The sequence below is a fragment of the Legionella sp. km772 genome (assembly GCF_003989735.1).
Taxonomy (GTDB): domain Bacteria; phylum Pseudomonadota; class Gammaproteobacteria; order Legionellales; family Legionellaceae; genus Legionella.
Genome location: NZ_RZGQ01000095.1, coordinates 1 through 11,253 on the forward strand (window position 1 = coordinate 1; position 11,253 = coordinate 11,253).

Below are 11,253 nucleotides of genomic sequence, written 5' to 3' on the forward strand. Positions count from 1 at the left end.
AAACTCATTTAAATCACTTTGCTATTAAGTACAAATTGATTCTTAGAGCGAACCAGATTGCTTGGCAGGAGCTTAAAAATATGGCAGCTTAAAATTGACCGTGCGTAACATGAGTTATTTAGTATAGACAATAGCCCTTTGAAACCCCAAATTAATGATCATTTAAGGTCTTAATCTTTTTATCAAAGAAAGGCAGTACAATTAGAACATTCTAGAGTTTAAGAATTATCAATAAGCTAGCTGGAGCTGAATTAGATAGAGAGTAAAGCTTAAGTTCGTTTCAGTGAATTTAAATGAACAGTTAATCGCCTTTCGGAACTCTTTACTTCCTAAGCTTTTTCGCGGTAATTAAGCTTGTTCTAAATCATTGATTAAAGTTTTCCATTGCTTTTTCGCTTCTTTGAACGCACTTTTTTGCAAAACCTTTTCAAGTTCGGCCTCATTGTGCATCTTTGCAGACTTATCGTGCTTATGGGAACTTTTTTCCTCTGCCAGGGTGTGGGCTTTAAAAAACAAGGAAGCGGGTGATGAAGGTCTCATTCCATTGTCTGACATTGCAGATTCCAAAAGTTGGGTTGGCCTATTATGCAACAAATTTGAAATGCTTGTAAACGATAAAAGTACCTTTCTTGCTCAAAATAGTGCAATCCGCTACCTTATCTTATGTAGGAAATACAAAAGCCTTGATAGCGAATTAATTGAAACTAATTCGGTCTTCGCTCTTAATCATTAACCGACAAAACCATTATGGGATCAGCAATTTTTTCCGGCATTATTTCTTTATCCAAGGGGTTAACCGCAGTGCCTAAGGCAAAAAATTCGATAACATGTGTTTGCCAACAATGATTTCCTTCATGGATATCCATGCCCACGACCCCCTCTGCTTTTGCAGCAGACGCTTCAGCTTGCATCCGTTCAATGGCAATTTCTCGGGCGTCATAAAGAGCAGCCGTGTAATTTTCGAGCTCCACGTTATTATTGACGCCACTTAAGGTTGCAAACATACCCCGATGGGCCACATGGTACACACAAGAGCCCATTACCATTTCAATAGGCCTATAACCCGCATGTAATAAGGACCAAAAGTCTTGTCCAGATAAGTGAGACGTAAATGGGCCTCCGTCATGAGCTCTAAATCCTGGGTGTCCCTCACCGTGCACAACCCCAGTTCCAATCGCAATAAACTCTAATAAATTCTCATCCCACTCCATGCGTTTTACGGTCAGTTTTACACCTACAATCCCATCAGCACCCATCACTGTGGCTTCGGCTCGCATTCTCTCCATAGCCAGTTCCCGTGCTTCATACATGGCTTTTGATAAAACATCCATTTCTTGGTTTTTATTCCAAGAACGGTATTGAATGCCCACATGGTAGACACAACTACCAATACATAAACCTAAGGGTTCAAAGCCCGCTTTTCGTACTAAAAGAAACTCATTAACACTAAAATCTGAAGTAAATACACCCGTTGAATGCATCGCAGAGCGAAGTCCCTGGAGGCGTTCCCGAGCATGTTCTGTCAGTTCGATTGTCATGGTTCAATATCCTTTTGTTAATTATATTTTAAGCCAGGGTTAGTTAAATTCCGCCGTCACTTTCATTGCTCGTATAAGATTCATGGAAAGGCTTTTTATCTTGCAGTGGGGTTTTCCCATCATGCATATCAACCACCATTTGAATAGGATGAGTAATGGCTTGATGTTTCGATGTATCAACCACTGTGGCAATCACAATATGACGGGCTAAATATTGTTTAGGCCTGTTTTGATCGCCTTCTTGCTCAAACATTTGGCTAAAACTAACATGGGCTAAAACGCCATTACCCTGAGGACGTGCGTTCATCCGTAGGCTCTCCTGTGCTCCACGCCGCACATTTTCCCATAGATTAGACAAATCCCTACATTCTATATTTCCCATAAAGAGTAAATTCGTTCTACCGTTCCAATCACTAAGCCATTGATATTCTGCACCAACCGCAATGCCAACCGGAATAATGTCTGATTCTAATAATTTAGCAAACTCTAAAGCAGGTACCGTTGCCACGATTGGTTTTGGGCTGGGTGGTAAGCCTTCAACATAAACCGCAGTACCAATTAAAGTGAAATCCATACTGTTTTCCATGTTTAAAGGGATAGTTCGCATTTTTACATCCAATACTGCATTGGCTCCCGCGGCCTTTGCTTCTTCGCGAAGCCTATCTACTGCGGTTTGCCAGCCTTGAGCATGCCCCTTAGTCCATGACCAGCCATATTGTAACCAACAGGTCGAAGATACAGCAGCGATTGGCCGCATGCCATGAGAGCGCATGATCAATAATTCAGCGGGACTAAAGGTCGCCAACCAAGGACGAGCCCCTTCCCGGCTTGCCTGCAATCGTGTACTAATCAATTGAGGAACGCTATTGGTTTGAATGGCATTAAGAATATCTTGTTGACGTTCTGTACTCGCAGAATTAGAAGCTGTTAATCCCGATAAAAAGTTAAATAATCCCACTGGAGTTTCTCCTATGATGAACCGAAAGCCGATAAGGATTGGCTAAGACGTTTGGCTTGTTCGGTGGCTTTTTGGGTTTCGGCTGCTAGTTTTGCAAACCATTCGGAGGGGTCAGTTTGCTTCGTATTGAGAGTAATGCCCCTTACCACCATTGCGATAGATGCGTTTAATTGGCCACGATTAAGTTCTAAAGTGTACTTGTAATCACCTAGATGGATACTTACACCTATAATTTTAGGGTTTCCCCAAAGAAAAGGTTTGGACTCATGGATGGTGACATGTTCAGATAATGCTTCTTTCAAACGCAAAGAAAAAGCCTGTAAATTACTTTCTGCATCAGCCTGAAAGCGTCTCATCCAGGCTGCCTGCGTATCAAAATCAATATTGGAGGGATTATCACTCATTTACTTAACCTTCTAAAGTACGTTGATTAACCCCGCGCATTCCTTGGGATAAGCGATCACGAATAGCGGCTAATTTAGCTTCTCGCTCCCGATCACCAGCAGCAACTTCTTTTTCAATATCCAGAACTTCATTCATGGTTTGAATGGCTTCATCCGCCACTTTGGCTAAAACCTCGATATTTCTCTCATCGCCGCCAAGACTACGGGCGGCACTGGTTGCGGCATCATGTGCACCTTTTGAAGCTAATTCCGTAATTTGTCTTGCAGCCTCATCAAGACGTTCTGACTCCGCGGCAGCCCTACGGATATCAGCCTGAACTGCAGCTTGTGAGGCAACAGCCATAAGCCGAGGAATAACTACTAACATCCCATTGGAAATTTTCATTAACCGGGTTTCTGCTGCTTTCTTATTTTGACCAATAATGGGAATAAGTAAAGCAGACCCCACTAAATTCTCTCTCATTTCAGCCACTTTAGCGCGAAAATTAGCAATGGAATTTCTAAACTCCATCACATCCGCCGCATCAGCCGGATCGCCGGTTTGCACTGCATGCAAACGTAAACTCTCTAACTCCTCTTGCCCCCTATCCAAGGCAATTTGCCCTGCTGCGATGGCAACTTTTAAGCGGTTAAGGCTAGTTCGGATAGCATTTGCTTGTTGATCTAATAAATCAATGCTCACCGCAAGATCCGCTTTGGTTTTACGCGCTTTAGCTTGTTCTTGATCCATCAATTCTAAAAATTGCTTGCGATTTTCCTGAAACTCTTTATAAGCAGTGCGCGCCTCTTTGAATGCACCAAGCAGCTTACCAAGTAAACCTTTAGGTGCGCTAGCCACATTTTTTCCTTGACTCTCCGCTTGCAAATCTTCAATACGTAATATTTTTACCCCATCAATAACCGCTGCGGCGATTTGACCTACTTCACCAGTATCACCAAGTCTCACCCCCGTTAATAATTGACGGGAGGATTGGGCAATTTCAGCCAGTGCATTTTCTCCGTGAGAAAGCAAGGTATTAGTTTTTCTGAAATCTATTTTTTCTGCTGAGCTATGTGCTGCTGCAAGATCATCTGGATTTAAATTAGCAATCTCTACTAGTCGTGGTTGCGGCGGTAGGGCTTCCAAGGGATTATCGGTGGTGGCAACCACATTCGCAACAGGTTGTACAGTTTGTACGGCAAGCTGATGTGCCGAATCAGGTGAGTCAGCTAAACCATCAATAGTAGAAAGATCTAAAGGGGAGGCCACATTGCTGTCTGTCATATTTATCCTTATTTAACATAGAGCTAACCAATTGTTATATTTCTGCATCTCCTGCAAGTGCTCAATTGGAATGATGAGTTATTTTGAGTATAGACCAAGATTGACCTATTCTTGTAGAATTCTCTAGATAGCTAAACAGTCCTTTTCTAATGTATTTAAATTAAATTGATTGATTTAATTTAAGGCTAATTTATGGTATTATACCCTTCGTTTATAAGCTCGTGAAAAATACCATGGAAAATTGTAAAGAAAGAGAAATTCCTAAACCTAAAGAGGAGTTATCTTTTTCTTCTTTAGCTTTACGTAAAGAATTAATTACTAACCTAAGTTCCCTCGATTATAGCAAGATGACGCCCATTCAGGCCCAAAGTCTGCCTCTGATGCTTAACCACGCCGACGTCATCGCCCAAGCCCAAACTGGAAGTGGTAAAACAGTTGCTTTTGGCTTAACTCTATTAAATTTTTTAAAAGTTGACCAGCTCCAACCCCAGGCTTTGGTATTATGCCCTACCCGCGAATTAGCAGAACAGGTTAGTCAAGTCTTGCGCCGTCTCGCCCGACTCTTGCCTAATGTCAAAATTTTAAACCTTTCTGGTGGCATCCCCATGAGACCGCAAGTAGAATCTTTAAAATATGGGGCACATCTTATTATTGGAACACCTGGAAGAATCCAAAAGCATTTAGCTAAAGGAACCTTGTCACTAGCTTGCTTAGGCCGTCTAGTGTTAGATGAAGCCGATAAAATGTTAGAAATGGGCTTTCTGGATGCCATAAAACACGTACTTAGCTATTGTCCCGCTAAACGACAAACTTTATTATTTTCAGCAACCTTCCCCACCCTTATTAAAGAATTAGCCACTGAGTTCATGTCCAAACCCTTTACAGTTAAAATTGAAGAAGGGCAAGGTAATATACAAGCTATTGAACAAAGTTTTTTTGAAGTACCAAACCAGGCTGATAAATACGCCCTCTTAAAAAAGTTGCTAGGTCATTACCAACCCACCTCCACTTTAATATTTTGTAATACTAAGGAAAGCACCCAGGAACTGGCTAAGAAACTAAACCAAGATGGACTTTCCGCCACTGTACTAAATGGTGATTTAGAACAAAGTGCCCGTGATGAGGCTATGATCCAATTTAGTAATCAAAGCTGTTCGATTTTAGTGGCCACCGATGTAGCTGCTCGCGGTTTAGATATTAAAGAGCTTCCAGCAGTAATTAATTACGAATTAGCCTTTGCGCCGGAAACCCATATCCACCGGGTTGGTCGTACAGGGCGAGCCGGCTGTAAAGGCATCGCTTTAAACCTCACTACCCCTAAAGATGCTGAGCGTCTTTGTGCACTTGAACAGTTAATGTCCCAACCGCTCCAGTGGGGCTTAATTAAGGATTTACAATCCCCCAAACCCTTGTTGACTTTACAACCTAAAATGCTCACCTTGCGTTTAATGGCGGGAAAAAGAGATAAAATTCGCCCTGGTGATATACTTGGCGCCTTAACCAAAGATGCAGGCTTACACGCGAATTTAATAGGAAAAATCGATATTTTAGCAACTCATTCCTACGTTGCCATTGAACAAAGTCAGATTGGAAAAGCCTATGCACAATTTAATAAAGGAAAATTAAAAGGAAAAAAAGTTGGTGTGCAACAACTTTAATTAATTATTAAGAGTTTATTTTATGTTAGATATACGAAGTATAAGCATGGGATTTGGTAAAAAGTCTTTATTTCAAGACGTGGATTTAATTTTATTGCCTTCACAACGTTATGGAGTAGTGGGAGCCAATGGCACGGGTAAATCAACCTTTTTAAAAATTTTAGCTGGCGAGGAAACGCCAACCCAAGGTTCAGTTGAAAAAGCGAAAAGTTTAAATATTGGGATTTTAAAGCAAGATCATTTTCGTTATGAAGATGATCAGCTTATCGATGTGGTCATCCAAGGAAATACTACTTTGTGGGAGGCGCTCATTGAAAAGAACGAATTATATACAAAAGAAGACTTCACTGAAGAGGATGGTTTTCGCTTAAGTGAGCTTGAAGAAATTGTTATGCATGAAGGGGGCTATGAAGCCGAGCAAAATGCTAAAAACTTATTACTAGGGCTTGGAATTGCGGAAAAATACCATTACAAACCATTGAGTGCTTTATCGGGTGGCTATAAATTAAGAGTTTTATTAGCCCAAGTTCTCTATCAACAACCCGATATTATGTTATTGGATGAACCGACTAACCACTTGGATATTTTATCTATCGCCTGGCTCCAACAATTTTTAAAAACCTTTCCAGGCTTGCTTATTTTTATTTCCCATGATCGGCGCTTTTTAAATGAAGTATCAACCAATATTCTAGATATCGATTACGATACCGTCACCAACTACTTCGGAGATTATGATCAATTTGTTGCCAGCAAGGAAGAGCGACTTATTCTTAAACAAAGTGAATTAAAAAACCAAGAAAAGAAAATTGAGGCAATGCAAACCTTTGTAGACCGTTTTGGTGCAAAAGCCAGTAAAGCAACGCAAGCAGCATCCCGACAAAAAATGATCGATAAAATTCAGCTTGTAGATATCAAAGAATCCAATATCGCAAAACCTTATTTTAATTTTCATCAACGGAAGGCATCAGGTAAATCCATTGTTAAAGTGGAGGACATCCATAAACAATTTAGCGAAAAGGTGGTTTTAAAAGGTGTAAGCTTTGATATTTATCGAGGTGACAAATGTGCCATCATTGGCCCCAACGGTATTGGAAAGTCTACTCTATTAAAAATTTTATTAAATGATTTCCCTGCTGATAGAGGTAATTTTGAATGGAGTGAAACGGTTAGCGCTGGTTATTTTTCTCAAGATTATAGAACCTTATTAGATCCAGAGTCTTCTGTCTTACAATGGATGGAGGACAATGTCGTCGCTTCTTCCCAAGAAATACGCAATGTCCTAGGCCAAGTTCTTTTTCGTGGCTCGGATGTGGATAAAAAAATTTCAATGTTAAGCGGGGGTGAATCAGCACGCTTGGTAATGGCAAAAATAATTTTAGAAAAACCCAATGTTTTAATTTTGGATGAGCCAACCAACCATCTTGATCTAGAATCCATTGATGCCTTAATCGAAGCTTTACAAACTTACCCGGGAGCGGTGTTATTTGTTAGTCATAATCGTCATTTTATCGATCAAATCTCTACTCGCGTTCTAGTATTAACCGAGCAGTATGGCGCCCAAAACTATTTAGGTAATTATCAAGAATACCTTGATCAATTCGGGCAGGATTATTTAGAAAGGGCTTAATGATTTTAAGTGCACTGCCTTGGCAAGAAGCTCCTGATTACTAGTAGTCAAGAGCTTTTTCTAATCAGCGTGAATGGTCCTTGAGGCGAATCCCCTGGTCTTCAATGATAATTTCACCCTGTTTATAAAGCTGGCCAATCGCACTTTTAAAACCTTTCTTACTTTCACCAAACAGACGCATTATAGCCTCAGCGGAACTTTTATCGTGTAGAGGCAAAAAACCCCCCTCTTCTTTTAATTTGGCCAGGATTCTCGAACTGAGCTCATGAATACGATCTTGCCCCACCTTTCTTAAGGCCACATCAATTTTTCCATCTTCACGCACCGTTTTGATGTAACCTGTCATCCGTTTTCCGTAGTACAGGCGCTGAAAGATATCAGCAGCATGGATTAAGCCCCAATGGCTGTGATTGATAATGACCTTAGTGCCTAGGGGAGTTTGTCCTTCAATGAATAGACTAACCTCTTCGCCAACCTTAAATTCGGGAGGAGATTTATCGAGAAAATAATTAAGTTTAGAACTCGCAATAATACGTCCTTGATTATCTTGTTTCACATAAACCAGATAAGATTTATCTTTTTCCATAGGACGTTGTTGTTCAGTGCGAGGAACTAATAAATCTTTATCCAAACCCCAGTTAAGGAAAGCACCAATGGGGTTAACATCAACCACCCTTAAAAAAGCAAACTCCCCTACTCTGGTTAAAGGATTTTGAGTCGTTGCTATAATCTTATCTTCGGAATCAAAGTAAACAAAGACATCCACCAGATCGTCAATGGTTAGCGTTTTAGAGACAAATTTTTTCGGCAAAAGAATTTCACCCCAATCTTCGCCATCTAAATAGACGCCAAAGGGCACTTCCTTAATAACTCTTAATCTATTAAATTTGCCTATTTCAATCATTATCTACTCTCAACCAAACCGATTTATATAAATATTGTACCGCAAAAGAAGGCCTGGCATCTCATTCTTTTTAAAAGTATGATATTTACTGGCTTTGGCTAATCTTATTCAACCTTGTAACGAGTTCATTTTATGCAAGACCTTACCGAAATAAACAATCACGAAGAATTACATCTTCAAGCAAATAAATACTTCAAAGAATCCCATGAATTGTTATTTCAAAAACTACCTGCTCTTATTTCGCAAATAATCGCCAATAAAAGTTGGGATACAGCCTACAATAATTTTGGCGAATATGTTTTAGATCAATCAGAAAAGGGTTTAGGCATTAACAATAATAATTTGCTCTGGCTGCTTCGCTCCACGATGGATACAGAAGGCCAACACGCAGCAGAATGGGGCGATGTGCTCCGAGAGGTGGATGGAAGTGTGCGAGCTTATGCAAAAGAAAAAAATATTGCCGTTAAGGACTTAAGTAGTCGCTTAACGATTTCTGAGAACAGTAATACAAACGCTCAAGACAACTCCATTACCTATCTTCCTTCTCGGTCTAAATCAAATGATGGCCAATTGCTTAAACTTAGAAATCAAGATGAGCAAACATATAATGAAGTAGTCAGCGGAAAAATTAGCTTAAAAGAGGCACTTCCTTATAAAGAAAAAAAACCCTATATACCCCTTGAGTTTGTTAAAACTAAATTTCAAAGATTGTCTCATGAAGATCGGGAAGCCTTTCTGGCATGGATTGAAGAGTTGTAAGTTAATTAGTGAGTACCATTTTAAATTAGGATGGCTACAGTTATTAATGCTTTAGAAAGATATAAATTGATCTTATTGAGATTTATGTGTATAATTTTTGGATAAAAAGGAGCCTGTTAATGCCTAATTCAAGTGTTCAAGTATGGTTACAACGACAAATCAGCTCAGGGACTTTTCCTGCGAATAGAGAAGATTGGTATATAAAAAATGGTTTCGGCCTAGCAACTATGTCCTTGGCAGAACGCTTTGCCTGTTTTGAAGAAGCCGTGAGAAAATCTGGTTCGCCTTATTTTGCTAAACTTGCCACTATCGATTTTGAGCGCTTCGAAACTGAGGTGATTTTAGCTAATAAAAAAACCTGTCGAACCGAGATGATAGGCTTCCACCCAAAACCTGAAGCATCAGCAGGTGATGATACGCTCTCCCCTCCAGGCAGAGGTAAACATGTACTGTATTTTACAGGCATGGGTTCTTTATACCAAGAATGCATCAGCGATATTGCTAAAGCGGTTCAAGTGACAGGGGCAAGTTATTATGCTTTCGAATATCCAGGAATGGTTAAACTGGGCGGTGAGGTATTAGAGGTCAATGACATGGTTAATACCGGAATGACTTTAGCGAATACCCTTTTGACTAAAGGAATCTCAATTGACGATATACTTTTTCAAGGCGACTCCTTTGGCGCTGCAATTGCCAATAAAGTACGCGATCAATTTAAAAAGCAAACTGCGGTTAATATACGCTGTATATTAAATAATACCTTCTCAACCTTTCAGGCCGCGGTCGAAGGTTCTGTGGGCGCCCCCTTTAGTTATGCGGTCAGCCCTCTCTTACGTTACACGGGCTGGAACATTCGCACCTCAGATACTTATGGCCAAGATACTCCTTACCAAATTCACATAAATCATGTGGGTGATTTAACCTTAGGACAAGCCACTTTGGCTCGTCATGTAGCCCTCACCTCCACTTTAGAGCATGCAGTAGATCCCTGCCCAGAAGAATTCCGTAGTAAACGTGATGCTTACTCAGATATGCATTGGGCTACTCTTAGTGATGAAGGAATAGCCTACCTCGAAACTAAATATGGTAGAAACAAAAAGGGACAATTAGATACACATTTAGCTGATTTATACTTGTTAAAATTCGATAATGGTCTAGGCGTTTATGAAACCTTTATTTGCCAGTACTTGAAAGACAGTAATGCCTATGTAGCCAATCATCCCCAAACCCTCGATCTTGAGCGTCTACCTCGATCTCTTGCTTCAGAAACGGTTTCATTTACCAGTTTATTGACGTCCCTCCTTCCATCAAGACCAAGTTTGTCAGGTTTTTTTGGTTGCAGCAAAGCGACCAAAGAGGACACAGCCACAGCACCTCAACCTCCGACTTTAAAGTAAGATTAACTATAAACCAAATCTTCTCCCCCTGGCCTCGCAGGGGGAGAACAAGTCGTAAAAATACTTTTCAAGGCTGCGCATGATATAAGGCAATGAGTTCTTTGCTAGAAGAACAGCCAAGACTGTCAATCATTATCGCAATCATTCCTTCCACAGTGCGGTAGGAAACCTTCATTTCACGCGCAATTTCTTTTGCTGTTTTGCCCTGGGAAAGCAATTTGAGGTAACTAGCTTGCTGTTCAGATAAACGAACTGGAGTGTGGCGCAGTTTGTGAAATAAAACACTATCTCTATCCTCTAATATTCTTTTTGTTCTTGTAGGCTTAAGCTTGGTCTGAATAGTCCGCATAATGTACTCTACATGCTCTTCTAAAGCGGGTTTATCCCCTTCCACCATCAAATAAGCGACTTGTTGATAGTGTTCATCTCTCTGGTGTAATTGTTCAAGAAAGGCTGTCATATTGCTTATGGGTAATAAAGAGCTAGGATTACGCGCGGTGCGCTCTATTTGCACTTCGGTACTGACCTGCAACCAAACAGTGCATTGCTTTTGCAACAATTGGCGATTTTTTTCCGAGTCAGCAACACTGGCATCCGTTGTAATAACGAGGTGTTCTTGCGTATGCGTATTTCACTCCAATCTGATCACCGATTTCACTTCAAAATGATCACTCATTTCACTCCAATCTGATCAGTGATTTCACTCTAAACTGATCACCTATTTCACTCAATCTGATCAGTGAT

At 40.4% G+C, this 11,253-nt stretch carries 12 protein-coding genes and 1 pseudogene; 4 read left to right on the forward strand and 9 right to left on the reverse strand.

The window, feature by feature from the left end; all coding sequences use genetic code 11:
* Window positions 1-8: 8 nt before the first annotated feature.
* The 6 genes from ELY15_RS16550 to ELY15_RS10165 all read right to left on the reverse strand — a co-directional run bounded on the left by ELY15_RS16550 (window position 9) and on the right by ELY15_RS10165 (window position 4,164).
* Window positions 9-131 carry a hypothetical protein gene (locus ELY15_RS16550; protein WP_255411088.1) on the reverse strand — a complete coding sequence of 41 codons (123 nt, stop codon included), beginning with the start codon at window positions 129-131 and terminating at the stop codon, window positions 9-11.
* Between the two features lie 217 nt (window positions 132-348).
* Window positions 349-555 carry a hypothetical protein gene (locus ELY15_RS10145; RefSeq protein ID WP_127099625.1) on the reverse strand — a complete coding sequence of 69 codons (207 nt, stop codon included), beginning with the start codon at window positions 553-555 and terminating at the stop codon, window positions 349-351.
* A gap of 167 nt (window positions 556-722) precedes the next feature.
* Window positions 723-1,538, reverse strand: a complete 816-nt coding sequence (locus ELY15_RS10150; RefSeq protein ID WP_127099627.1) for a heavy metal-binding domain-containing protein — start codon at window positions 1,536-1,538, stop codon at window positions 723-725.
* 43 nt (window positions 1,539-1,581) lie between these two features.
* A complete protein-coding gene (locus tag ELY15_RS10155; RefSeq protein WP_127099629.1) occupies window positions 1,582-2,496 on the reverse strand; it encodes a heavy metal-binding domain-containing protein in 915 nt (304 codons plus the stop codon).
* Window positions 2,497-2,507: 11 nt separating this feature from the next.
* Window positions 2,508-2,900, reverse strand: coding sequence for a hypothetical protein (locus tag ELY15_RS10160; protein ID WP_127099631.1), 393 nt, complete (start codon window positions 2,898-2,900; stop codon window positions 2,508-2,510).
* Between the two features lie 4 nt (window positions 2,901-2,904).
* Window positions 2,905-4,164, reverse strand: a complete 1,260-nt coding sequence (locus ELY15_RS10165; RefSeq protein ID WP_127099633.1) for a toxic anion resistance protein — start codon at window positions 4,162-4,164, stop codon at window positions 2,905-2,907.
* 233 nt (window positions 4,165-4,397) lie between these two features.
* On the opposite strand from ELY15_RS10165, the gene dbpA reads away from it, so the two are divergent.
* Together dbpA and abc-f are read left to right on the forward strand one after the other, a co-directional pair.
* Window positions 4,398-5,822, forward strand: a complete 1,425-nt coding sequence (dbpA, locus tag ELY15_RS10170) for an ATP-dependent RNA helicase DbpA (protein ID WP_127099635.1) — start codon at window positions 4,398-4,400, stop codon at window positions 5,820-5,822.
* Between the two features lie 22 nt (window positions 5,823-5,844).
* Window positions 5,845-7,449 carry a ribosomal protection-like ABC-F family protein gene (gene abc-f / locus ELY15_RS10175; protein ID WP_127099637.1) on the forward strand — a complete coding sequence of 535 codons (1,605 nt, stop codon included), beginning with the start codon at window positions 5,845-5,847 and terminating at the stop codon, window positions 7,447-7,449.
* A gap of 64 nt (window positions 7,450-7,513) precedes the next feature.
* Here abc-f and ELY15_RS10180 read toward each other — a convergent pair whose 3' ends face one another.
* Window positions 7,514-8,353, reverse strand: coding sequence for a S1 RNA-binding domain-containing protein (locus ELY15_RS10180; RefSeq protein WP_127099639.1), 840 nt, complete (start codon window positions 8,351-8,353; stop codon window positions 7,514-7,516).
* Between the two features lie 132 nt (window positions 8,354-8,485).
* Here ELY15_RS10180 and ELY15_RS10185 point away from each other — a divergent pair, with 132 nt between their 5' ends.
* Together ELY15_RS10185 and sdbB are read left to right on the forward strand one after the other, a co-directional pair.
* A complete protein-coding gene (locus ELY15_RS10185) occupies window positions 8,486-9,112 on the forward strand; it encodes a hypothetical protein (RefSeq protein ID WP_127099641.1) in 627 nt (208 codons plus the stop codon).
* A gap of 119 nt (window positions 9,113-9,231) precedes the next feature.
* Window positions 9,232-10,509: a Dot/Icm T4SS effector alpha/beta hydrolase gene (sdbB, locus tag ELY15_RS10190; protein WP_127099643.1), complete on the forward strand. Its 1,278-nt coding sequence runs from the start codon at window positions 9,232-9,234 to the stop codon at window positions 10,507-10,509.
* A 67-nt stretch (window positions 10,510-10,576) separates the two neighbouring features.
* Here sdbB and ELY15_RS16555 read toward each other — a convergent pair whose 3' ends face one another.
* Entirely contained in the window at window positions 10,577-10,858 is a 282-nt protein-coding gene (locus tag ELY15_RS16555) for a LuxR C-terminal-related transcriptional regulator (RefSeq protein ID WP_255411089.1), read from the reverse strand.
* Window positions 10,859-11,116 (reverse strand): annotated as a pseudogene (locus tag ELY15_RS16560) (shikimate kinase); the annotation flags it as partial.
* Window positions 11,117-11,253: the final 137 nt, after the last annotated feature.

Coding starts and splice junctions, on each gene's coding strand:
- ELY15_RS10145 (WP_127099625.1), bottom strand. CDS start 555: ATGTCAGACAATGGAATGAGACCTTCATCACCCGCTTCCTTGTTTTTT.
- ELY15_RS10150 (WP_127099627.1), bottom strand. CDS start 1,538: ATGACAATCGAACTGACAGAACATGCTCGGGAACGCCTCCAGGGACTT.
- ELY15_RS10160 (WP_127099631.1), bottom strand. CDS start 2,900: ATGAGTGATAATCCCTCCAATATTGATTTTGATACGCAGGCAGCCTGG.
- ELY15_RS10165 (WP_127099633.1), bottom strand. CDS start 4,164: ATGACAGACAGCAATGTGGCCTCCCCTTTAGATCTTTCTACTATTGAT.
- dbpA (WP_127099635.1), top strand. CDS start 4,398: ATGGAAAATTGTAAAGAAAGAGAAATTCCTAAACCTAAAGAGGAGTTA.
- abc-f (WP_127099637.1), top strand. CDS start 5,845: ATGTTAGATATACGAAGTATAAGCATGGGATTTGGTAAAAAGTCTTTA.
- ELY15_RS10180 (WP_127099639.1), bottom strand. CDS start 8,353: ATGATTGAAATAGGCAAATTTAATAGATTAAGAGTTATTAAGGAAGTG.
- ELY15_RS10185 (WP_127099641.1), top strand. CDS start 8,486: ATGCAAGACCTTACCGAAATAAACAATCACGAAGAATTACATCTTCAA.
- sdbB (WP_127099643.1), top strand. CDS start 9,232: ATGCCTAATTCAAGTGTTCAAGTATGGTTACAACGACAAATCAGCTCA.
- ELY15_RS16555 (WP_255411089.1), bottom strand. CDS start 10,858: ATGCGGACTATTCAGACCAAGCTTAAGCCTACAAGAACAAAAAGAATA.